This is a genomic window from Hydrophilobacter chitinilyticus, from assembly GCF_049860745.1.
Classification (GTDB): Bacteria; Pseudomonadota; Gammaproteobacteria; order Burkholderiales; family Burkholderiaceae_C; genus Rhodoferax_B.
The window spans coordinates 2,865,383-2,885,760 of sequence record NZ_CP187561.1 but is presented as its reverse complement, the minus strand read 5'-3'; the positions used below and the strand labels follow the sequence as shown (position 1 = coordinate 2,885,760).

22 protein-coding genes and 1 pseudogene are annotated in these 20,378 nt (G+C 63.3%); 8 read left to right on the top strand and 15 right to left on the bottom strand.

Going from position 1 to position 20,378, the window contains the following annotated elements; genetic code table 11:
• Positions 1 to 66 precede the first annotated feature (66 nt).
• The 13 genes from ACPWMG_RS12750 to ACPWMG_RS12690 all read right to left on the bottom strand — a co-directional run bounded on the left by ACPWMG_RS12750 (position 67) and on the right by ACPWMG_RS12690 (position 10,786).
• Complete coding sequence (locus ACPWMG_RS12750; protein WP_483305005.1) at positions 67 to 321, bottom strand: BrnA antitoxin family protein; 255 nt, start codon at positions 319 to 321, stop codon at positions 67 to 69.
• A gap of 58 nt (positions 322 to 379) precedes the next feature.
• On the bottom strand, positions 380 to 649 hold the full coding sequence (locus tag ACPWMG_RS12745; RefSeq protein WP_483305004.1) for a BrnT family toxin: 270 nt from the start codon (positions 647 to 649) through the stop codon (positions 380 to 382).
• 94 nt (positions 650 to 743) lie between these two features.
• On the bottom strand, positions 744 to 2,162 hold the full coding sequence (locus ACPWMG_RS12740; RefSeq protein ID WP_483305003.1) for an LLM class flavin-dependent oxidoreductase: 1,419 nt from the start codon (positions 2,160 to 2,162) through the stop codon (positions 744 to 746).
• Positions 2,163 to 2,245: 83 nt separating this feature from the next.
• Positions 2,246 to 3,208 (bottom strand): CysB family HTH-type transcriptional regulator, encoded by a 963-nt coding sequence (locus ACPWMG_RS12735; protein ID WP_483305002.1) that lies wholly within the window; start codon positions 3,206 to 3,208, stop codon positions 2,246 to 2,248.
• Positions 3,209 to 3,361: 153 nt separating this feature from the next.
• Complete coding sequence (locus ACPWMG_RS12730) at positions 3,362 to 3,577, bottom strand: TOBE domain-containing protein (protein WP_483305001.1); 216 nt, start codon at positions 3,575 to 3,577, stop codon at positions 3,362 to 3,364.
• Positions 3,578 to 3,617: 40 nt separating this feature from the next.
• Complete coding sequence (locus ACPWMG_RS12725) at positions 3,618 to 4,442, bottom strand: ATP-binding cassette domain-containing protein (RefSeq protein WP_483305000.1); 825 nt, start codon at positions 4,440 to 4,442, stop codon at positions 3,618 to 3,620.
• Between the two features lie 5 nt (positions 4,443 to 4,447).
• Positions 4,448 to 5,419 carry an aliphatic sulfonate ABC transporter substrate-binding protein gene (locus ACPWMG_RS12720; protein WP_483304999.1) on the bottom strand — a complete coding sequence of 324 codons (972 nt, stop codon included), beginning with the start codon at positions 5,417 to 5,419 and terminating at the stop codon, positions 4,448 to 4,450.
• Between the two features lie 24 nt (positions 5,420 to 5,443).
• The gene (gene ssuC, locus ACPWMG_RS12715; RefSeq protein ID WP_483304998.1) at positions 5,444 to 6,322 is read right to left on the bottom strand and encodes an aliphatic sulfonate ABC transporter permease SsuC; all 879 of its coding nucleotides are present in this window, start codon (positions 6,320 to 6,322) and stop codon (positions 5,444 to 5,446) included.
• Positions 6,319 to 6,702: a VOC family protein gene (locus tag ACPWMG_RS12710; protein WP_483304997.1), complete on the bottom strand. Its 384-nt coding sequence runs from the start codon at positions 6,700 to 6,702 to the stop codon at positions 6,319 to 6,321. The genes ssuC and ACPWMG_RS12710 overlap by 4 nt, the downstream gene beginning before the upstream one ends.
• A 15-nt stretch (positions 6,703 to 6,717) precedes the next feature.
• Positions 6,718 to 7,935, bottom strand: a complete 1,218-nt coding sequence (gene ssuD, locus ACPWMG_RS12705; protein WP_483304996.1) for an FMNH2-dependent alkanesulfonate monooxygenase — start codon at positions 7,933 to 7,935, stop codon at positions 6,718 to 6,720.
• A gap of 27 nt (positions 7,936 to 7,962) precedes the next feature.
• Positions 7,963 to 8,922 carry a sulfonate ABC transporter substrate-binding protein gene (locus ACPWMG_RS12700; RefSeq protein ID WP_483304995.1) on the bottom strand — a complete coding sequence of 320 codons (960 nt, stop codon included), beginning with the start codon at positions 8,920 to 8,922 and terminating at the stop codon, positions 7,963 to 7,965.
• Positions 8,923 to 9,104: 182 nt separating this feature from the next.
• On the bottom strand, positions 9,105 to 9,695 hold the full coding sequence (ssuE, locus tag ACPWMG_RS12695; RefSeq protein WP_483304994.1) for an NADPH-dependent FMN reductase: 591 nt from the start codon (positions 9,693 to 9,695) through the stop codon (positions 9,105 to 9,107).
• A 44-nt stretch (positions 9,696 to 9,739) separates the two neighbouring features.
• Positions 9,740 to 10,786, bottom strand: a complete 1,047-nt coding sequence (locus ACPWMG_RS12690; RefSeq protein WP_483304993.1) for a sulfate ABC transporter substrate-binding protein — start codon at positions 10,784 to 10,786, stop codon at positions 9,740 to 9,742.
• A gap of 119 nt (positions 10,787 to 10,905) precedes the next feature.
• On the opposite strand from ACPWMG_RS12690, the gene ACPWMG_RS12685 reads away from it, so the two are divergent.
• Positions 10,906 to 11,178, top strand: coding sequence for an oxidative damage protection protein (locus tag ACPWMG_RS12685; RefSeq protein WP_483304992.1), 273 nt, complete (start codon positions 10,906 to 10,908; stop codon positions 11,176 to 11,178).
• A 432-nt stretch (positions 11,179 to 11,610) separates the two neighbouring features.
• Positions 11,611 to 13,122 (top strand): annotated as a pseudogene (mnmC1, locus tag ACPWMG_RS12680) (FAD-dependent 5-carboxymethylaminomethyl-2-thiouridine(34) oxidoreductase MnmC1); the annotation flags it as partial.
• On the opposite strand, the gene ACPWMG_RS12675 reads toward mnmC1, so the two are convergent.
• Positions 13,119 to 13,643 (bottom strand): Lrp/AsnC family transcriptional regulator, encoded by a 525-nt coding sequence (locus ACPWMG_RS12675; RefSeq protein ID WP_483304991.1) that lies wholly within the window; start codon positions 13,641 to 13,643, stop codon positions 13,119 to 13,121. The pseudogene mnmC1 and the gene ACPWMG_RS12675 overlap by 4 nt on opposite strands.
• Positions 13,644 to 13,722: 79 nt before the next feature.
• Here ACPWMG_RS12675 and ACPWMG_RS12670 point away from each other — a divergent pair, with 79 nt between their 5' ends.
• Positions 13,723 to 15,297, top strand: a complete 1,575-nt coding sequence (locus ACPWMG_RS12670) for a glycine betaine ABC transporter substrate-binding protein (RefSeq protein ID WP_483304990.1) — start codon at positions 13,723 to 13,725, stop codon at positions 15,295 to 15,297.
• Between the two features lie 100 nt (positions 15,298 to 15,397).
• Positions 15,398 to 16,018: a glutathione S-transferase family protein gene (locus ACPWMG_RS12665; protein WP_483304989.1), complete on the top strand. Its 621-nt coding sequence runs from the start codon at positions 15,398 to 15,400 to the stop codon at positions 16,016 to 16,018.
• Between the two features lie 8 nt (positions 16,019 to 16,026).
• Here the strand turns inward: ACPWMG_RS12665 and kdoO are convergent, their stop codons facing one another.
• Entirely contained in the window at positions 16,027 to 16,914 is an 888-nt protein-coding gene (gene kdoO, locus ACPWMG_RS12660) for a Kdo hydroxylase KdoO (protein ID WP_483304988.1), read from the bottom strand.
• A gap of 96 nt (positions 16,915 to 17,010) precedes the next feature.
• On the opposite strand from kdoO, the gene ACPWMG_RS12655 reads away from it, so the two are divergent.
• From ACPWMG_RS12655 to ACPWMG_RS12640, 4 genes are read left to right on the top strand one after another with little or no spacing between them, the layout of a single operon-like run.
• Positions 17,011 to 18,630, top strand: coding sequence for a DNA-3-methyladenine glycosylase 2 family protein (locus ACPWMG_RS12655; protein WP_483304987.1), 1,620 nt, complete (start codon positions 17,011 to 17,013; stop codon positions 18,628 to 18,630).
• Positions 18,626 to 19,171, top strand: coding sequence for a methylated-DNA--[protein]-cysteine S-methyltransferase (locus ACPWMG_RS12650; protein WP_483305242.1), 546 nt, complete (start codon positions 18,626 to 18,628; stop codon positions 19,169 to 19,171). Before ACPWMG_RS12655 ends, ACPWMG_RS12650 begins: the two co-directional genes overlap by 5 nt.
• Positions 19,168 to 20,127: a DMT family transporter gene (locus ACPWMG_RS12645; protein WP_483304986.1), complete on the top strand. Its 960-nt coding sequence runs from the start codon at positions 19,168 to 19,170 to the stop codon at positions 20,125 to 20,127. The genes ACPWMG_RS12650 and ACPWMG_RS12645 overlap by 4 nt, the downstream gene beginning before the upstream one ends.
• Before the next feature lie 4 nt (positions 20,128 to 20,131).
• Positions 20,132 to 20,320: a hypothetical protein gene (locus ACPWMG_RS12640; RefSeq protein WP_483304985.1), complete on the top strand. Its 189-nt coding sequence runs from the start codon at positions 20,132 to 20,134 to the stop codon at positions 20,318 to 20,320.
• The last annotated feature ends 58 nt before the right edge of the window (positions 20,321 to 20,378 follow it).

Genomic DNA, 20,378 nt, shown 5'->3' with positions numbered 1-20,378 from the left:
CACACCAAACTGCACAAACGACAAGGGGGACAAACTGTCCCCCTTTTCTGTTTCTAAAAAACGCTCTTACGCTCTGCGCGAATGCTTAGCAACGTACTGTTGAAGCACACCATCCATGCGCGACTGCCAACCGTCTCCGGTAGACTTGAAATAGGCCACCACCTCAGGGCTGTAGCGCACTGAAACCAACAGCTTTTTGTTCTCAGATTTGGGCCGACCACGCAACGACTTGAGCGGCACCATGGCTTTCAGTTGTTTCGGCGTAAGCGGTTGTGCATCCGGGTCGGCCTTTGCCGCCGCCGTGATGGCCTTGTCTTCCACAACGCTAGGCATCACAACAGACGGCCGCTTGCGGGCGGGCACAGATGGGGTCACTTTGTCATTGGCTCTGGACATAATGCTTCACCTCGCGTCGATTGGCCTTTCGCAAACTGATGATGCGCCGTGCTTCATCCCGGTCTACAAAGGCCACGTAGTACAGCACGCCGGTTTGAGGCGCCAGCGCAATCATGCGGAGTTCGCCATAGGCGTGGCGGTCATCTACCCAAACCAAGGCGTGCTCCCAATCCAGAAGCGCAGCCAAGTTCAAAGACAGGCCGTGCTTGGCTTGATTGGACGCATCTTTGTCGGGGTCGAACTCAATCCGCATGATTAATTGTAGCTACACAATATAGTCCGCGCAATCAACGATGGCTCTGGCTCCGGCGGTTAGGGGCCCGTAGGCCCATCTGATGCTCAGCTCCTTACGCCGGAGTCAACTCTTCTGCCGGATGCCGAGGCTCTGGCTGCTTCTGACCCTCAATCAAGCGCGCCACCGTGTTGCGGTTCTCTGGCACCGGCAGCCCCAGGTTCGCGCGGAACGTAGTGTGTGGAAGCTCCTTGCGCAGCAATCCACGCGCTTGCAATAGCGGCACGGCCAGCTCTACAAACTGCTTGAGCGAGTCGTTGGGCAGGGCTTCAAAGAAGATGAAACCATCGGCCGCGCCGCCTTCAAACCAGCGCTGGATTTCGTCGACCACTTGCTCGGCCGTGCCCACGAAGGTGCGCTTGGGGCGCGCAAACCATTGGGCCACCTGGCGCAGCGTCAGTTCGTTGTCGCGCGCGTGTTGTTTGATGCGATCGGTGGCCGAGGCCTGGCTGTTGCGGCCCAGGTCGCCCAGGTCGGGGAACGGCGCGTCCAGCGGGTACTGGCGGAAGTCGTGGTCGTTGAAGGGGCGGGCCAAGGCGGCCAGCGCGTTTTCAATCGGCACCAGTGTGGCCAGCGTTTGGTACTTGGCCTCGGCTTCTTCGGCCGTACGGCCGACGATGGGGCGAATGCCGGGCAGCAGAAACACCTGATCCGGGTTGCGACCGGCTGCGGCCACACGCCCCTTCACGTCTTGCACGTAGGCGCGCGCGTCTTCAAAGGTTTCGCCGTGGAAGAAGATGGCTTCGGCGCGGCTGGACGCAAACGCCTTGCCGTCTTCCGAGGCGCCAGCTTGAAAGATCACCGGCTGGCCTTGAGCCGAGCGGCTGATGTTGAGCGGCCCTTCTACCTGAAAGAACTCGCCTTTGTGGTCGAGCTTGTGCAGCTTCTTCTCGTCGAAGAACTGGCCGGTGGCCTTGTCGTGCACCAGGGCGTCGTCTTCCCAAGAGTCCCACAGGCCTTGCACCACATCAAGGTGTTCTCCGGCCAGGCGGTAACGCACGTCGTGTGCGTAGTGCTCTTCACGGCCATAGTTGCGCGCGCTGCCGTCGAGCCACGAGGTGACCACGTTCCAGCCCGCGCGGCCGCCGCTGATGTGGTCGAGCGAGGCGAACTGTCGCGCCACCGTGAAGGGCTCGCTGTAGCTGGCGGTGACGGTCGCCACCAGGCCGATGCGCTCGGTCACCGCGGCCAGCGCCGAGAGGATGGTGATGGGCTCGAAGCGGTTGAGGTAATGCGGGCTGGAGCGCGGCGTGATGTGCACGCTGTCGGCCACAAACAGGAATTCAAAACCGGCTTTCTCGGCCAGTTGCGCTTGCGCTTTGTAGAAGCCGAAGTTGATGCTGGCGTCGGTGACCGCCGTCTCGTACCGCCAGTCGCCCCAGCCGGCGCCTACGCCGTGCAAAACGAAACCGAGTTTGAGGGTGCGGGGTGTGCCGGGAGTGGCGGCTCTGGTGCGGGCAGTCGATTGGGGCATGGCGATCATCCTTGGGAGTTGGGCTAGAAAAACAAAAAGCCCTGCAGCGTAGGCCGCAGGGCTTTGGATGCCAACGAAGGAAATCAACTATCGGTATGCGCTGCAGCCGATGCAGATTGCGCCGCTTGCTGCAAGGCCAAGTCCACCGCCTCGCGTGACAAGGTGGGCACAAAACTTTCGATGAAGTGGTAGGCGTAGCCGCGCAGCCATCCTCCCCGGCGCAGGCCCAGGCGCGTCAGGTTGACCTCGAACAAATGCCGTGCGTCCAGGATGCGCAACTGGCGGTCGCGCTCAGGGTCTACGGCAATGGACGCGACGATGCCCACACCCATGCCCAGCTCCACATAGGTCTTGATCACGTCGGCATCCATGGCGCTCAACACCACGTCGGGGCGCAGGCCTTCGCGGGCGAAGGCTTCGTCGATGTGGGCGCGGCCGGTGTAGCCCTGCTCGTAGGTGATGATGGGGTACTCGGCCAGTTGCTCCAGCGTCACCGGTGCATCAGACTCCAACAGCGGATGGCCCGGCAGCACCACGATGCTGTGTGTCCAGCGGTAGCACGGCAGCGTGACCAAGCCGTCGTAGGTGGCCAAGGCTTCGGTGGCGACACCAATGTCGGCCTCGCCACTGAGCAGCATTTCGGCCACTTGGCGCGGCGAGCCCTGGTGCAGGTGCATGCTCACATTAGGGAAGCGCGCACGGAAGTCGCGCACCACTTGCGGCAAGGCATAACGCGCTTGCGAGTGGGTGGCGGCCACCGACAAACGGCCGTGTGAACTGGCGTGGAAGTCTTCACCGGCACGCTTCAGGTTTTCGGCCTCGAGCAGCAGGCGCTCGAGGATGGGCAACAGGGTTTGGCCGGGCGGTGTGAGGCCTGTTAAACGTTTGCCGGCACGCATAAAAATTTCGACGCCAAGCTCTTCTTCAAGCTCGCGGATCTGCCGGCTCACACCCGGTTGCGAGGTGAACAGGATGTGCGCCACCTCGGTCAAATTGAAGCCGCAACGCACGGCTTCGCGCACGGAACGCAATTGCTGAAAATTCATAGCCAGACGGCCCAACACACGCCCTACTTCGGCGCGGCATAGGCTCCTATTTTGATAGCTGCTGCCGCCTATCCAATAAGCGGCAGCGCCTCTTTTTTCTTAAACCTAAAAACGACTGACGGCTTGGCCTTGGATTCGCCTTGCAGCTTGGCCTTACAGCTTAGCGATCGACACTTCCGTCGACTTAACCAGGGCGACCACATCAGAGCCGACCTTCAGATCCAGGTCGTCGACGGAACGCGTGGTGATCACCGAGGTGACGATGCCGAATGGTGTTTCCACATCGACTTCCGACACCACGTCGCCGCGGATGATCTCGCGCACTTTGCCTTTGAACTGGTTACGCACATTGATGGCTTGAATGGACATGGGGTTCTCCTTGTGTAGTCCGTTAGAAAAATGAAAACGTTTAAATCGCCCAGCGCAGGCCCACCGCTGGCACACCTGGCCAGTCCTTGGGTTGCGCAGGTTCTGCATCAGGCTTTTGCAGCACGCGGTCGAGAATGCGTTTCTCGATCGCGGCAAACGCCGCATCGCCTTGTGAACGCGGGCGCGCCAGCGTGATGCGTTCGTCGAGCGCAATGCGCCCGTCTTCGATCAGGATCACGCGGTCGGCCAGGGCCACGGCTTCTTGCACGTCGTGGGTCACCAGCAAAGCGGTGAAGCGGTGGCGCTGCCATAGACCTTCGATCAGGCGGTGCATTTCGGTACGCGTCAGCGCATCGAGTGCGCCCAAGGGCTCGTCCAGCAACAGCAGCTTGGGGCGGTGCACCAGCGCACGTGCCAGGGCCACGCGTTGGCGCTGGCCGCCAGACAATCGTGCCGGCCATTCGTTGGCGCGGTCGCCCAGGCCCACTTGCTGCAGCACTTCGCGGCCGCGTTGGATGGCGGTGGTGGGCAGGCCCAGCAGCACGTTGTCGAGCACACGGTGCCAGGGCAGCAGGCGCGCTTCCTGGAACATGATGCGGGTGTCCGGGCGCAGGCCCTTGACCTCTTGGCCATCGGTCTGCAGCGAGCCGCTGGTAGCCGATTCGAGTCCGGCCACCAAGCGCAGCAAGGTGCTTTTGCCGCAGCCGCTACGGCCCACGATGGCGACAAATTCGCCGGGTTCAATTTCCAGTTGCGTGTTGCGCAGCACTTCGCGCGCGCCATAGCTTTTGACCAGATTGCGTAAGCGCAGGCGCAGGCCACCGGCGATGCTGGTGGGGGCGTCAGAGGTAGAGACTTCGGACATGGTGTTCAGGCTCCGGGCTTGTAGAGAGACACGTCGAGTGTGTTGACACGCTTGGGCAGCAGCTTCTCGCTCAAGAAGGCGTCGGCAATGCGTTGCTGTTCGGCCAGGCCGTCGAGCACCACGGGGCGCACGGCGTAGCTGCGGCGGGCATTGGCTTGTTCCACCGTGGCAGCGTCCAGCCCCCACACCGGGGCCAACAGCGCAGCGGCATCACGCGGATTGGCTTTGACCCACTGGCCGGTTTTCACCAGCTCGGCGTAGATCACCTTCAGCACATCGGGACGCGCTTGCGCATAACGCGTGCTGGCAAGGTAATAGCGTTGGTACGAGGCCACGCCCGTGCCATCGGCCAGCACACGGATGCTGGACTGGCGTTGTGCCGCGGAGAGGAACGGATCCCACACCACCCAGGCGTCAATGGCGCCACGCTCGAAGGCAGCGCGGCCATCGGCCGGGGTCAGGTAGGCGGGCTCGATGTCGCGCAGCGTCAGGCCGGCTTGGGCCAATGCGGCAATCAGCAGGTAGTGCACACCAGCGGCCTTGGCAAAACCAACTTTCTTGCCTTTGAGATCGGCCACGGTGCGCAACGGCGAATCGGCCTTCACCACAATCGCTTGGGCGGTGGGCGACGGCGCTTCTTGCGCCACGAAAGTGAGGTTGGCACCAGCGGCTTGAGCGAACACCGGCACGGTGTCGGCCACGTCGGCGGTGAAGTCCAGGTTGTCGAGGTTCAGCGCTTCCAACAGCGGCAGGCCGCTGGTGAATTCATGCCAGGTGAGCTTTACGCCCAGCGGCGCAAGTTGTTGCTCCAGCACGCCTTGTGTCTTCAGCACGGCGATCAGCGTGGACGACTTTTGGTAGCCGATGCGCACAGTGGCGTTAGCTTGTGCGGACGCCAATCCGGTGGTGCCCAGCACGCCAAGTGCGGCCAAGCCCGTTAGCACCGTACGGCGTTTCAAAGATGGATTCGTGTTCATTTTCTATCTCTCAGATGCGGTGCTTCAAGCGTTGACCTTGGCTTGGTAGCCGGGGTGCCAGCGCAGCCACCAGTGCTCCAGAGCACGCGCAAACACGTCGGCCAGTTTGCCGAGTAGCGCGTAGAGCAAGATGCCCACGAGCACGATGTCGGTCTGCAAAAATTCGCGAGCGTTCATGGTCAGGTAACCGATGCCCGACTGCGCCGAAATGGTCTCGGCCACGATCAAGATCACCCACATCAAACCCAGCGAAAAACGCAGGCCCACCAGGATGGACGACAGAGCCCCGGGCAACACGATGTCGCGGTACAGCTGCCAGCGCGTGAGGCCATAGGTACGGCCCATTTCGATCAAGCCGGGGTCGACATTGCGAATGCCGTGGAAGGTGTTGAGGTAGATGGGGAAGAACACCGACACACTGATCAAAAACAGCTTGGCCGATTCGTCAATGCCAAACCACAAGATCACCAGCGGAATGAGCGCCAACGCGGGGATGTTGCGCACCATCTGAATGGTGGAGTCGAGCAGCGTTTCAAAGAAGCGCAGCGAGCCGGTCAACAGACCTAGCAGCAGGCCCAGGCCGCCGCCAATCGCCAGGCCGGCCAACGCACGGCCGGCGCTGATCTTCACGTGCACCCACAGCTCGCCGGAGACGGCCAGCGTCCAGGCGGCACGCACCACATCGACCGGGGCGGGCAACACGCGGGTGGAGAGCCAACCCAGCGTCGAGGCAATTTGCCACACGGTGATTAACAGTACGGGCACCAACCAGGGCAACAGGCGTTGGCCCACGTTGGCGGCAAAGCGGCTGAGGGCTGCGGCCGCAGCACCGGTGCCGGGCTCGGCCAATTGGCCATCGGGCAGCGGCGAGACGGAAAGTTCTTGCACAGATTGCGTCGTCATACGGGGTATTCCAGTTCGTCGTCGGGTTCCAAAAACTCCAGCTGGTTACCCGCCGGGTCTTTGACGTAGAAGCGCAGGTAACCGGGCAGCGCGCGGTTCTCTACCAGTTGCAGTTGTGCCTGCAGCAAGCGGCTGCGCAACTCGGGCAGGTTGTCCACCTCAAACGCCAGGTGCGAGGCCACGGGTGCCGGGGCATTGCTGTCGGTGGGCACCAGTTCGATCTGCTGCGCACCGGCGGCAAAACGCAGCGTGCGGCTGGGCGGCTGGCGCAGCTCGGGCAAACCCAGAAGCTGGTGGTAGAAGTTGCGGATCTGCCCCTCGGCACCGGCCGGATAGGCCAGTTGCACGTGGTGCACGCGTTGGATGGAATGGACGGCCATGGTGTCGAGTCCTCCTTAGCTTTGCGATGCTGCGCGTGCAGCGTCGGGTGCGGTGGAATTTGCGGCGTGCAGTGCCGTGTGAGGGACAACCGCTCGTGGCACGTAGCTGTTGCCCACGGCTTCGCCAAACACCGGCCCGCCATTGAGCTTGTCGCGCAGTTCCAGCGGCAGCAGCGGGAACACCAGTTCGGCAAAACGGTAAGCCTCTTCCAGGTGCGGGTAGCCCGACAACACAAAGGTATCGATGCCCGCCGCCGCGTATTCCTTCATGCGCTCGGCCACCGTGTGCGGATCACCCACCAGGGCCGTGCCGGCACCGCCGCGCACCAGGCCCACACCGGCCCACAGGTTGGGGCTGATTTCCAGATCGGCACGGGTGCGCTTCACCCCCTTGGAATGCAGCGCGGCCATGCGGCGTTGACCTACCGAATCCATGCGCGCAAAGGCGGCTTGGGCGTTGACGACGGTCTCGTCCTTCACACGGCTGATGAGGTCTTCGGCGGCTTCCCAGGCACGGTTATCGCTTTCGCGCACGATGACGTGCAGGCGGATGCCGAAGCGCAACGTGCGGCCATGCTTTGCGGCGCGGGCGCGCACGTCGGCAATTTTCTTGGCCACTTCGGCCGGTGGTTCGCCCCAGGTGAGGTAGGCATCGACCTGCTCTGCGGCCAGGTCGTGCGCGGGCTCGGACGAACCACCAAAGTACACCGGCGGATATGGCCGCTGCACTGAAGGGAACAGCAGCTTGGCGCCTTTGACCTGGATGTGCTGGCCTTCAAAGTCCAGGCTCTGGCCATCATGGCTGCGCGCGATGACTTCGCGCCAAATGCGGATGAACTCGGCCGATTGTTCGTAGCGGGCGGCGTGGTCGAGGTAGACGCCATCACCTTCCAACTCGGCTTGGTCGCCACCGGTCACCAGGTTGATCAGCAGACGGCCACCCGAGAGCCGATCGAACGTGGCCGCCATGCGCGCGGCCAGGCCGGGCTGGTGCAGGCCGGGGCGCACAGCCACCAAGAATTTGAGGCGGCGCGTGACGGGGATCAGGCTTGCGGCCACCACCCAGGGGTCTTCGCAGGTGCGGCCGGTGGGCAATAAAACGCCTTCGTAGCCCAGGCTGTCGGCGGCCACGGCGATTTGTTTGAAGTAGTCGTGGCCGATCTGGCGCGCGCCTTCAGCGGTGCCAAGGTAACGGCTGTCGCCGTGGGTGGGAATGAACCAGAAAACTTGCATGGGGTAAATCCTTGGGGCTCTTAATGCTTAGAGGTCAACCGGCGCGGCGTGCAGCAGGTTCAGCTTCTTGGGGATCAGCTTCAGGTCGAAGAAGGTGTCGGCAATTTGCTGCTGCTCGGCCAGAATTTCGCGCGTCACCGGTGCGGTGCCAAACGTGGCGCGGCTCAGGTACAGCGCTGTGATGCTCTTGTCCAGGCCAAGCACGGCGCCCAATTCGGCGGCGGCCGCGTCCCGGTTCTTCGATGCCCAGATGTCAATGTTGTTGAGTTCTTCGAGCGCAATACGCAGCACGTCGGCATTGCGCGTAGCGAAGTCACGCGAGGTGAAGTAATAGGCACGGTTGTGCACCACCCCGGTGGCGTCGGCCAAGGTACGGGCGTCGAGGGTTTTCTGCGCGGCGGCGAGGAACGGGTCCCAGATGATCCACGCGTCCACGGCGCCTTTTTCAAACGCGGCGCGCGCGTCGGCCGGGGCCAGAAACACCGACTGCACATCGCTGTATTTGAGGCCGTGTTTTTCGAGCAGCTTCACCAGGAAGTAGTGCACGTTGGAGCCCTTGTTATAGGCAATGCGTTTGCCTTTCAGGTCTTTGACGTTCTGGATGGCCGATGCTTTGGGCACGATCACCGCCTCTAACGCGGGGCGTGGCACAGTGGCACCGGCATAGACCAGTGGGGCACCCGCAGCCTGGGCGAAGATGGGCGGGGCTTCGCCCACGTCACCAAAGTCGATGGCGCCAACGTTCAGCGCTTCGAGCTGCACGGGACCGGCGTTGAATTCAGTCCATGTCACCTTGACACCCAAGGGTGCCAAGCGTTTTTCTAAAGTACCGCGGCCTTTGAGTACCGACAACCAGCCCTTCTGGTGACCTACACGCAACACGCGTTCGCCGCTTTGCGCTTGCGCCAGACTGTGGCCCGTGAGTGCCGCCGTGGCAATGGCCGCGGCCAAAACTTGGCGGCGGTTGAAGGAGGTGAGCTTGGTCATGTCGAATGTCTTTCTGGATGTATGAATTGGTTTAGCGAATCTTTGGCGGTGCCCAAGGCGCACGGTGCAGGCAACAGCCCACCCTGCCCTCGCCACCGGGGCATTTGAAAAATCAAATGAAGAGAATGAAAAGATGGGTGAGGAGCGGTGCAGCACGAGGCTGCACCGCTCCTCACAGCGCGCTAAACGCTACATCGCACTTGCGAGAAATGCACCGGCTCGAAGCGGCCGGCCTGCGCCGGGGTTGGGCGCAGGGTTTCGGTGATCAACACGTTCACCGCTTCATCGATGCGGCTGGTGATGTCAGGGCCCACCACGTAGGCGCCTTCTGGAATCGACGTGACCTGCGCATCGGTGGCGTAGATGCCGGGCAAGATGTGCTTCGCCCCCAGGGACTGCAGCACCGGGCGCAGCGCGTAATCCAGCGCCAACATGTGGTGCGGGCTGCCACCGGTGGCCAAAGGCAACACGGTTTTGCCCTTGAGCGCGGTTTGCGGCAGCAGGTCCAAAAACACCTTCAACACACCGCTGTAGGCGGCCTTGTAGACCGGTGTAGCCACCACCAGCACGCGGGCCCGGGCCACCAGATCCACCGCTTGGCTGATGGTGCGGTGGCCCACATCGGCCAGCAGCAGCGCTTGCGGCGACAGATCGCGAATCTGCAACCGCTCCACCAAGGTGCCGCGCGCGGCCAGATGCTGAGACACACTGTCGAGCAGCGCCGCAGAGCGCGAGCGTTCAGAGGGGCTGCCGCCAATCAACAAAACAGACATTGAGAGATCCTGGTTAGAAGTCAACAGATCGTGTGGATCTGGGCTTATTTATTGGTGTAGATCTGGTCGAAGCTGCCGCCGTCGGCAAAGTGCGCCTTGTCAGCCTTGGTCCAGCCGCCAAACGCCTGGTCAATGGTGAACAGCGTCAGCTTCGGAAACTGGTTGGCGTACTTGGCCTTGGCTTTGTCGGCCGTGGGGCGGTAGTAGTTGCGGCCGGCAATTTCCTGGCCTTCATCAGAGTACAGGTACTCCAGGTAGGCGGTGGCCACAGCGCGTGAGCCCTTGCGGTCGACCACCTTGTCCACCACCGAAACCGAAGGCTCAGCCAAGATGCTGATGCTGGGCACCACGATCTCAAACTTCTCGGGGCCGAATTCCTTCAGCGCCAGGAAGGCTTCGTTTTCCCAGGCCAGCAGCACGTCGCCCACGTTGCGTTGCACGAAGGTGATGGTGGCGCCACGGGCACCGGTGTCCAGCACGGGCACGTTCTTGAACAGGGCGCTCACAAAGGTCTTGGCTTGTGCGTCGCCACCTTGCTTGCGCTTGGCGAATTCCCAGGCGGCCAGGTAGTTCCAGCGGGCGCCGCCAGAGGTCTTGGGGTTGGGCGTGATCACCGACACGCCGGGTTTGATCAGATCGTCCCAGTCCTTCACGCCCTTGGGGTTGCCCTTGCGCACCAGGAACACGATGGTGGAACTGTAAGGCGCCGAGTTGTGTGGCAGGCGCTTGACCCAGTCTTGCTTGATCAGGCCGCCGTTGGTCACCAGCGCGTCGACGTCGCCACCCAGGGCCAGTGTCACCACGTCAGCGTCAATGCCGTCGATCACCGAGCGGGCTTGTTTGCCGGAGCCGCCGTGCGATTGCTTGATGGTCACGTCCTGGCCGGTCTTGCCCTTCCAGTACTTGCTGAAGGCGGCGTTGTAGTCCACATAGAGTTCGCGGGTGGGGTCGTACGACACGTTGAGCAACGTGATTGGCGCAGCGGCCGCTGGTGCTGCTGATTGGGCGATGGCCCCAATAGCCGACCCTGCCAGAGTGAGGGCCAAAGCGGCCTGGGCGGAAACATTGATAAAGTTGCGGCGTGACGTCATTTATTGGCTCCAATTCCTCAAAAAACTTGATGGAACGCATTCTGGAACCCTCGTTACAAAACCAGAACTACTTAGTTCTCAGTTTGAAATTACCAAAACATCTATAGGCACCCACACACATGGCACGCATGGTTCAATGCATCAAGCTCGGCAAAGAAGCTGAAGGACTTGATTTCCCTCCCTACCCAGGCGCTTTGGGTCAACGCATCTGGGAAAACGTGAGCAAAGAAGCCTGGGCGGGCTGGATCAAGCACCAAACGATGCTGGTCAACGAAAACCGCCTGAACCTGGCCGATTTGCGCGCCCGCCAATACCTGGCCCGCCAAATGGAAAACCACTTCTTCGGCGCAGGCGCCGATGCCGCCCAAGGCTACGTGCCACCAGCGGCCTGATTGGCTTGAGACTCATGCGCTGCAGCAGCGGCGCCCGCTCGGGGGCACACCCCGAGCCCTCTCTCTCCCTCCTTCTTCTTTCTTTCCCCCTTTTTTTGATTGAAGCGCATGCCCGCAACGCCACCTGATTCGGGTCGCCTGGCGCACGCACGCCGCGTGTTTCTTCAAGGCACAGGCTTGCCCCAGGCCTGGGCCGGGCAGCCACAATGGTGTGTGCTGGACATTGGTTTCGGCCTGGGCCTGAACTTTTTGGCCACCTGGCTTGCCTGGCGGCACGACGCCGACCGGCCGCGCGTGCTGCACTTCGTTGCGCTGCAAACTTCACCGATACAGCCCGATGAGCTGCTGGCCGCACATCAAGACGACCCTGCGTTGCGGCCACTCGCACAGCAGTTGGCCGCGCAATGTTGGGGGCTGCAGCCGGGCATCCACCGTTTGGCCTTTGAAGGCGGACATGTGCTGCTGACGCTGTGTGTTGGTGACACCCAAGCCCTGTTGCGCGAGCATCTGTGCCAGGCGGACAGCGTGTTCCTGGATCTCGCCAACGCAGAAGCTGACCTGCCACACACGCTCAAAGGCATTGCGCGTTGCTGCCGCATCGGCGCGGGTGTCGTGGCATCGCCCCACGCGCCCGGCCTGCGCGAAGCCCTGAAGCAATACGGCTTTGTGTTGCACGAAGCCGACGGCAACACCAGTCAAGCGCAATACCGCCCGCACTGGACACCGCGCCCGAGCAACTCCGCCAACGCCCCCCATTGGCCAGTCGCGCCCGGCGCTGCCAGCGAATGCGTCGTCATCGGCGCGGGCATATCGGGTGCGAGTGTGGCCGCCAGCTTGGCACGGCGCGGCTGGAAAGTGTTGGTTCTGGATGCAGGCGACCACCCCACCGCGGGCGCGTCTGGCTTGCCTGCGGGCTTGTTTGCTCCCCACGTCTCTGGTGATGACAACCTGGTATCGCGCATCACCCGTGCCGGTGTGCGCGCCACGCGCCAACAAGCCCAAGCGTTGCTACGGCCGGGCGTGGATTGGGCGCCCAGCGGCGTGCTGCAGCACCAGGTGGATGGCCCAGCGAAGAAGTTGCCGCTTGACGATGCGGCCAGCCAAGACTGGAGCCGCCCGGCCAATACCGAGCAGCGCGCCGCCATTGGCCTGGGCGCTGACACAGAACCCGCCAAAGCCCACTGGCATCCCCACGCCGGCTGGCTACGCCCGGCAGCGCTGGTGCGCGCCTTGCTGGCCACGCCCAACGTGCGCTGGCAAGGCCACACCCGGGTCACACGTTTGGCACGGGTGGAGGCCACGGGCAACTGGCAGCTCTTCGACGACCAAGACAAGTTGCTAACCCAAGCGCCGCTGGTGGTGCTGGCCACGGCCTACGGCACACGCCAACTCACTGGCGACCACTTGCCGCTGAACGCCTTGCGCGGCCAAGTGTCGTGGGGTTGGCAAGAGGCTGCGCACATGGCGGGCTTTCCGCCCTTCCCGGTCAACGGCTTGGGCAGCTTCATCTCCGACGTGCCACATGCCGAACCTGGCGTTGATGCACAAGCCGACGCGCCGCGCTTCTGGGTCACCGGTGCTAGCTTCGAGCGCGCTTGCCCCGAGCCATTGATTCGCCCCGAAGACCAAGCGGTGAATCTCGCCAAGCTGCAAACCTTGCTGCCCGCCGTCGCCGCGCCCCTTCAAGCCGCGTTTGATGCAGGCCAGGTCAACGACTGGGCCGGCGTGCGCTGCACCTATGCCGACCGCCTGCCTTTGGTTGGGCCGCTAGATGCGGTAGGCCAACCGGGTTTGTGGGTCAGCACGGCCATGGGCTCACGCGGCCTCACGCTGGCGGTACTGTGCGGGGAACTGCTGGCGGCACGGCTGCATGGCGAGCCCTTGCCATTGGCCCCCAAGCTGGCCGCAGCCTTGGATGCGCAGCGCGCTTTGAAAAAAACTTAGGCCTTCTTCTGCCGCTTGGCGGCAGCGGGCGCCACAGCCACCAAATGTGGAGCAGGAGGCGCAAGCGACGTCATCGGCACCCCGCCCGGTCGCACCAAACCTTTGCGGATGGGGCTGGACAACACCAGCGACGTCGTCACCGCGCCATGCGCCGCCAGCGCATCCACCACACGCTCCAGGTCTTCGGGCTGGGCAATGGCGCAGCGCACCACAAAACAATCGGCCCCCGTCACGCGGTCGGCCTCCAGCACTTCTGGCATGCTGGCAAACAGCTTCAGGTAAGGCTGGATGCCGGTGTGGTCGGTCTGGATGCGGATGATGGCTTGCAGCCCCACGCCCACGGCACGCAGGTTGATGCGCGCGCCATACCCTTCAATCACGCCCGCCTCTTCCAGCTTGCGCACACGCTCGCTCATCGCCGGTTGCGACAGGCCCACACGTTTGCCCAACGCGGCCAGGCTCTGGCGCGCGTCCAGCTGCAGGGCTTCCAGAATTTGCCAGTCTTTTTTATCCAACTCCATGGTGCTCACGGCTGCGCCCTCACTCAAAACTCGAAACTACGTAAACTGGCCCCTTCATCCAACGTCCGGGGCCACTGCATTGTCAATCCTCCGCAACGCTTTCTTCAAGCTGACATTGCTCTGCGCGGTGCTCACGGCCTCTGCATCGCATGCAGCCACCACGGACGACGGCAAACTTACCGTTGGATCTAAACGCTTCACCGAGTCGTACATCCTGGCCGAGGTGCTGGCGCAAACCGCCACCCCCACACTCAAAGCCGCGCCCAAGGTGACCCAAGGCATTGGCAACACCGCCATCGTCTACGAGGCGCTGCGCTCGGGCAACATCGACATGTATGCCGAGTACAGCGGCACCATCGCGCAAGAAATTCTGAAAGACCCCAAGGCCACGTCCATTGAGGCCATGAACACGGCCCTCAAGCCGCTGGGCCTGGGCGTGGCCATTCCGCTGGGCTTTAACGATGGCTACGCGCTGGCCATGCGCGCGGCCGATGCCGACCGGCTGAGCGTGCGCACCCTCAGCGACCTAGCCGCACACCCCGAGCTGAAGTTTGGCCTGTCGAATGAATTCATCGGCCGCGCTGACGGCTGGCGCGGCGTGGCCGAGCGCTACGCCTTGAAGGCCAAGCCCGTGGGCTTGGATCATGGCCTGGCCTACGACGCCATTGGCGCCAAGCAGGTCGACGTGATCGACATCTACACGACAGACGCCAAGATCGACCACCTGGGCCTGCGCGTGTTGCAAGACGACAAGGCCTACTTCCCGCGCTACGACGCGCTGGTGCTGTACCGGCTGGATGTGCCGCAACGCCTGCCGCAAGCCTGGGCCGCACTGAACACACTCGCCGGCAAGATCGATGAACACGCCATGATCGCCATGAACGCCCGCGCCGAGTTGCAAGGCGTGTCCTTCGACGTGATTGCGCGCGACTTCTTGAAGAACCTGCGAACCGGCGGCAACAACGCTGGTGGCACGGACAGCGCCGATAGCGCTGCAAGAGGCTTCACCGCCAAGTTGTTTGGGCCCGACCTGGCGCGCCTGACCTACCAGCACCTGCTGCTGGTGCTGTTGTCGGTGGGCATTGCCATTGTGATTGCGGTGCCGATTGCGATTGCCGTGTCAGCCCTGCCGCGTGCGCGCGCCGCTGCGCTCACCGTCACCAGCTTGATGCAGACCGTGCCCTCGCTGGCGTTGCTGGCGGTGTTGATTTCGCTCACGGGCACCATTGGCACGGTGCCCGCGCTGATTGCCCTGACGCTGTATTCGTTGCTGCCCATCATGAGCAACACCGTCACCGGCCTGGCTGAAGTACCCAATGGCCTACGCGACGCCAGCACCGCGCTGGGCATGACGCAGCGGCAAAGCTTAATGTTCGTGCAACTGCCACTGGCCCTGCCGACGTTGATTGCCGGTGTGCGCACGGCCATGGCGATTGCCATCGGCACGGCCACCATTGCGGCATTCATTGGGGCTGGGGGTTATGGCGAGCGCATTGTCACCGGCCTGGCATTGAACGACCGCGAGTTGTTGATGGCCGGCGCCATTCCGGCCGCCGCGTTGGCGCTGTTGAGCGAAGGCTTGTTTGAGCTGCTGCAGCGCTGGCTGCGGCCGACGCAGATGCGCCCAGCGTCCGCTGCCCCCACAGTCGAATAATCCATCGGCCAACGGGGCCGATTTCCGATGTTTTCGCCTGTACAGGTGATGGTGACTCGCCTATCTTTGGCGGGTTATCTCCATCTCTTCAGGACACCCCATGCAACTCATCGGCATGCTCGATTCGCCCTACGTGCGCCGCGTCGCCATCTCGCTCCGCCTGCTCGGCATTCCGTTTGAGCACCGCTCGATTTCGGTGTTCTCCACCTTTGAACAATTCAAACAAATCAACCCGGTAGTGAAGGCGCCCACCCTGGTGTGCGACGACGGCACGGTGTTAATGGATTCAAGCCTGATCCTCGATTACGTGGAGGCCTTCGAGGGCAAGTCGCTATGGCCGGCGGCCATCAAAGAACGGCAACACGCGCTGCGTGTGGTGGGCCTGGCGCTGGCCGCGTGTGAGAAGTCGGTGCAGATCGTCTACGAACACAACCTGCGCCCGGCCGAGAAGCTGCACGCACCCTGGATGGCGCGGGTGCACGGCCAACTGGTGGCGGCCTACGCGGCGCTGGAAGCGGAGCTGGTGCGTGTGCCGCTAGAGGCCACCGCAGAAAGCATCAACCAAGCCGGGGTGACGGCTGCTGTGGCCTGGCAGTTCAGCCAGATGTTGCTGCCTAACCTAGTGGGCGATTTGGTTTCAAAAGCCAAGCACCCTGCCCTGACGGCCTACTCCAGACAAGCCGAAACACTGGCGGCGTTCAAGGCGGCACCACCAGTTTGAACAGGTTCTTAGAGGGGCGCGCCCACCAAGGGCCGCCCGGTCAAGCGGGTCAACACCCCCAACGGGCTGCGTTCGGGGTGGGTTTGGTGCTGCGGCGCCATGAAGTAGGTTTGCTCCATCATGAACTGGCCGCTGTACACGGCGTGCAGCGTTTGGTCAGAGAAGCACACCCAGGTGCTGCCAGCGGCGAATGGCATTTCCAACTGGTCTGCAGTCCGCTGGTAGTCCATGTTCTGCTTCAGCAGGTCATGCAGCTGCAGCATCATGTGGTCGTATTCGCTGCGCAGCGACTTGGTGATGCGCAGGCGGCGCAACCACGCGGCCTGCCAGGCGCTGTAGGGCTTGGCCTGGGGCAAAAAGCGTTTCGCCATCACATCAAACGGCTCGCCCACCCGCCACAGGCGCGGCACGCCGGCCGGGTTCAGGTTGGTGAACACGCGCAAGATGCGCTCGCCCCGGTTGGGCCGCGACGGGAAGGCGTCCACATGCAGGCGCTTGTCGTCGGCACGCCACGACTGCGCGCGCGATTCCACCTGCATGGGCCTAAAGCTGGTGGGTTCCAGCCGCAGATGCGGCGTGTAGTGGGGGAACAGTTGGTCGATGAGCGCGTTAGCTTGTGTGCGGTAGCGCAGCATCATGGCGCTGAGCGTGGCCAGCTCGGCCTCGGTGCCCAAAGCGCCTTTCACAGGCGCATCCGGCTGGGCACGCTGGCTGATGTTGCGCGACTTCGGGTCACGCACCTCGGGGCGCAGCAAGGCGGCCTCGGCGGGCGACAAGGTGAACGCCATCTGCGGGAAGTACAACACACCGCCACCTTCCAGCGCCTGGGCCCAATCGGCCTGTGGGCTGCGGCCCGTCCACGACGCACCAGCAACTTCAACAATAGGGTTTTGCATAGCCCCATTCTCGCAAACCTTGGTGCCGAAAGGGATGCTCAGGCATATGTCCGAAAACGGCTAATCTGCGATCTGGCGAAGCCTATGATTCAGTCCATGGAAGCTCTCAGCCCCCCAAACCCACCAACCGTCAACAGTCTGGAAGACGACGCCTGCTACCTGGCCCTGCGCACCCGCGACGCCAGGTTTGACGGCCGCTTCTTCACCGCTGTGACCAGCACCGGCATCTACTGCCGCCCAGTGTGTGGCGTGCGCACGCCCAAGCGCGAAAACTGCCGCTTCTACACCCATGCGGCGCAGGCCGAAATGGCGGGCTTTCGCCCCTGCCTGCGCTGCCGCCCCGAGCTGGCGCCGCACAGCCTGCACTGGTCTACACAAGATGCCTCGCGCATCCTGGCGCAACAGGCCGCGCGCCTGCTGGACGAGCCCGATGCCTGGCCCGACGAGCCCCCCACCGTGGAAGCGTTGGCCGCGCGCATGGGCGTGAGCGACCGCCATGTGCGGCGCATTTTCATGGCCGAGTTTGGCGTGTCGCCCCTGCAATATTTGCAGACGCGCCGCCTGCTCACCGCCAAACAATTGCTGGCCGACACGCAGTTGCCCGTTGCCCAAGTGGCGCTGAGCAGCGGCTACGCCAGCGTGCGCCGTTTCAACGATGCGTTTGCGGCGCACTACCGGCTAAGCCCCTCACAACTGCGCCGCCAGGGCGCTACGCCGGTGGAGCCGAACATCGCCTCCGGCCACATCAAACTGGCGTTTCGCCCGCCGTTTGATACCGCCGCCATGCTGACGTTTTTTCGCAACCGCCTGGTGGTCGGCACCGAGTGGGTGGCCCCTGCAGGGGAGGCCTTGCAGATGGCCCGTACGCTGCGTGTGGTGGCAGCGGGTACGGAGCACACGGGTTGGATTGAAGTTGAATTTGAGCCCACGCACCACCGCGTGCTGTTACGTGTGAGCGACGGGTTGAGCGCCGTGCTGCCGCACGTGATCCGCCGCGTGCGCGCCTGGCTGGATCTCGACGCCGACCCCGAAGCCATCCACGCCGTGCTGGGCCAGCGCTTCCCGAATGGTTTGGGCCAACGTGTGCCGGGCAGCCTGGACGGGTTTGAGCTGGCGGTGCGTGCGGTGCTGGGCCAGCAAATCACCGTGGCCGCCGCACGCACGCTGGCGCAGCGGCTGGTCAACCGATTGGGCATGCCCATCGAGACGGCACGGCCCGAGCTGAACCGGTTGTTCCCCACGCCTGCGGCCATCGCCAGCTTGGGCGATGCAGCGGGTGACGCACTCGGCCAACTCGGCATCGTGCGGCAACGGCAGCAGGCCATCATCGCGCTGGCGCACGCCGTGGCGGGCCAGCAGTTGGCGTTGTTTCCGGGGGCACCGGTCGAGTCAACGGTAGAGGCCTTGAAAGCCCTGCCCGGCATTGGCGACTGGACGGCGCAATACATCGCCATGCGGGCACTACGCTGGCCCGATGCTTTTCCCGCAGGCGACGTGGCGCTGCAAAACGCGCTGGGCGTGCGCCAAGAACGCCAGCCCGCACGCGCGGCGGAAGAAGCCTCTGCGGCTTGGCGCCCCTGGCGCAGTTATGCCGTGTTATGCGCCTGGGCTGAACTGCCTGCGCCCTCCCCCAAACCCACCCCAGCCAAGAAGGCATCAAAAACAGTAGCTGCCCCCACAGACTCAGAAAGCGTCAGAGGCCTAAATCATGATTAACTATTCACCCAACACCGTGCGCGCCAGTTGGCTCAGCCCACTCGGCCCCATGACCTTCGCCGCATCAGAACTCGGCCTGTGCGGCGTGTGGTTCGACGGCCAGCGCCATGAACCCGACCTGAGCCAATGGCCGCTGGTGCCGCTGGAAAGCCGGCCCGTGCTGCTGCAAACACGCGATGCCCTGGCAGCCTACTTTGCGGGCGAGGACTTGCAGTTCAACATGCCGTTGGACTTGGGCGGCGGCACGCCGTTTCAGCAAGCCGTGTGGCAGGCGTTGTTGGAAATTCCGGCGGGGGCTACCACCAGCTACGGCGCGTTAAGCCAGCACATCGGCCGACCGAAAGCCGTGCGCGCCGTGGGCGCCGCCATTGGCCGCAACCCCATCAGCGTGGTGGTGCCCTGTCACCGCGTGGTGGGTAGCGGCGGCGACCTCACGGGTTATGCCGGTGGCGTCGACCGCAAAGCCTGGCTACTTCAGAGAGAGAATGCCCCTATAGCGGCCCAACACCAGGTTGGCAAAAACACGAGACAAACGCAGTGAGCAACACCACTTTCAAAACACCGACCGCAGCCACCCCTGCGGCCCCTATTTCGAGCACGAACGCTGACAAATCCAAACGCTGGGTTTTCGACTTTGTGCTGCTGGCCGCCATCTGGGGCGCGTCCTTTTTGTTCATGCGCGGCGCAGCCTTGGAATTTGGCGCCGTGCCCACCGCCGGGCTGCGCGTGCTGATCGCCGCCATTGCCCTGCTGCCGCTTTTGTGGATGCGCAATCTGTTCCCGGTGCTGGTGCAGCACTGGCGCGCGGTGTTGGGCGTGGGCCTGCTCAACTCGGCCATTCCGTTCGCCTGCTTCTCGTACGCGGTGTTGTCCATCAGCACCGGCTTGTCATCGATCCTGAACGCCACCACACCCTTGTTTGGCGCCGTGGTCGCCTGGGTGTGGCTGCGTGAAAAGCCGGATGGCTCGCGCATCGTGGGCCTGGCCATCGGCTTTTTGGGCGTGGTGTTGCTGGCCTGGGAAAAGGCCAGCTTCAAACCCGGCGCCAGTGGCGCGGCCACGGGCTGGGCGGTGTTGGCTTGTTTGCTGGCCTGCCTGTGCTACGGCATTGCGGGCAGCTATACCAAGCGCTTTCTCACCGGCGTACCGCCCATGGCCACCGCTGCGGGCAGCCAGATTGGCGCGGCCATTGGCTTGGCGATCCCCGCGTTGTGGCTGCGCCCCGAAGTGATGCCCAGCGCGCAAGCCTGGGGTTCGCTGCTGGTGGTGGGCGTGTTGTGCTCGGCCGTGGCCTATGTGTTGTTCTTCCGGCTGATTGCCACCGTGGGACCGGCCAAGGCGCTGACGGTGACGTTTGCGATTCCGGTCTTCGGCGTGTTTTACGGCACGGTGTTTCTGGGCGAAACGCTGACGCTGTGGATGCTGGGCTGTGGCGCGGTCATCATCTGCGGCACGGCTTTGTCGACCGGCTTGGTCAAGCTGGGCAAGCAGAAGTAGAGCGATGCCATCGCAACGCAAGCGCAAGCTGCAACTCACGCTGCAAGCACCGCCAGCGCGCAATCCGCTGGTGGCTGCAGCGCTGTTGCGCAAGGCCGGCTCGCACCGCAAATCGGCTGCGGCGGAGCGTCGAGCCGACAAGGTCGCTCTGACAAAACAACTGCGCTCTGCACGCCAGGCCAACGACGAGTAGACTCGCGGGCCCTGCCTAGCCGTGGCCAGCCTGAACCAAGGTTGCGTGCTGCGGCGCA